Below are 1,191 nucleotides of genomic sequence, written 5' to 3'. Positions count from 1 at the left end.
CTAGTGAGCCGGTCCTGAGATCCTGTCGCAGTAGCGGCAGATCCGGTCGATGATCTGGTCGGCGGTCTTGGTCCACTTGAAGGGCCGGGCGTTGTCGTTCCAGACCTTGATCCACTCCTCGAGCGCGACCTTCAGGTCATCCAGCGAGCAGAACACGCCACGCTCCAGGCAGCGGCGTTCGAGCTCGGCGAACCAGCGTTCGACCTGGTTGATCCAGGAGGAGTAGGTCGGGGTGAAGTGCAAGGTGAAACGCGGGTGCGCCAGTAGCCAGGCATGGACTACCGGCGCCTTGTGCGCGGACAGGTTGTCACAGATCACATGGACCGCCAGGCCGGGCTCGGTCTGGCGGTCGATCTCAGCCAGGAAGTCGCGGAAGTCAATGGCGCGGTGTCGTGCCGACAGCTTGCCGATCACTTTGCCGGTCGCGGTGTTCAACGCCGCGAACAGATCGACGGTGCCGTGCCGGATGTAGTCGAAGCTGCGCCGCTCTGGGACGCCGGGCAGCATCGGCAACACCGGCGATGTTCGGGACAGGGCTTGGATCTGCGGCTTTTCATCGATCGCGAACACCGCCGCATTCGCCGGCGGAGCCAGATACAAGCCCACCACATCCCGGATCTTGTCGATCAGCAGTGGGTCGGGGGAGATCTTGAACGTCTCGGTGCGCCATGGTTGCAGGCCGAACGCCCGCCAGATCCTCAGCACGCTGGTGGGTGAGATACCCACCTGCTTGGCCAGTTCTCGCTTGGACCAGTGCGTGGCCCCTTCGGGCACTTGCTCCAGGGTACGTACCACCACTTCTTCCACCTGGGCGTCGGTGATGGTACGCGGTACCCCTGGTCGTGGCTCGTCGCTCAATCCGTCCAGCCGATCCCGCAGGAACCGGCTGCGCCAGCGCGCGACGGTCTTGCGGTGGATCTGTAATCGTCCGGCCACCGCCATGTTGCTGCCGCCCTCGGCGCAGGCCAGCACTATCCGTGCCCGTAAGGCCAGTCCTTGCGCGGTCGTGCGGCGGGTGGCCCATCCGTGCAAGGTGATCCGCTCGGTCTCACTCAGCACCACTGGTTCCAGCCTGGTGTCAGCCATGCTTTCAACTGACCGCGACACTCATGCGCTGTCACGGTTACACCTCGGTGTGAAACGGAACTCACCTCATGTGGTGACACCGGAACTCAATACCGGCTCACTAGC

1 protein-coding gene is annotated in these 1,191 nt (G+C 63.8%); it reads right to left on the bottom strand.

Features of this window, described 5'->3' with window-relative positions; all coding sequences use genetic code 11:
- Positions 1-1,086, bottom strand: coding sequence for an IS630 family transposase (locus C1J01_RS48165; RefSeq protein WP_111185836.1), 1,086 nt, complete (start codon positions 1,084-1,086; stop codon positions 1-3).
- Positions 1,087-1,191 lie beyond the last annotated feature (105 nt).

Origin of the sequence: Nonomuraea aridisoli (assembly GCF_003236395.1) — a bacterium.
Taxonomy (GTDB): Bacteria; Actinomycetota; Actinomycetes; order Streptosporangiales; family Streptosporangiaceae; genus Nonomuraea; species Nonomuraea aridisoli.
This window is presented reverse-complemented; position numbering and strand designations above follow the sequence as displayed.

What these genes read in the sequence shown, in the direction of transcription:
- C1J01_RS48165 (WP_111185836.1), bottom strand. Translation starts at nt 1,086, where the DNA reads ATGGCTGACACCAGGCTGGAACCAGTGGTGCTGAGTGAGACCGAGCGG.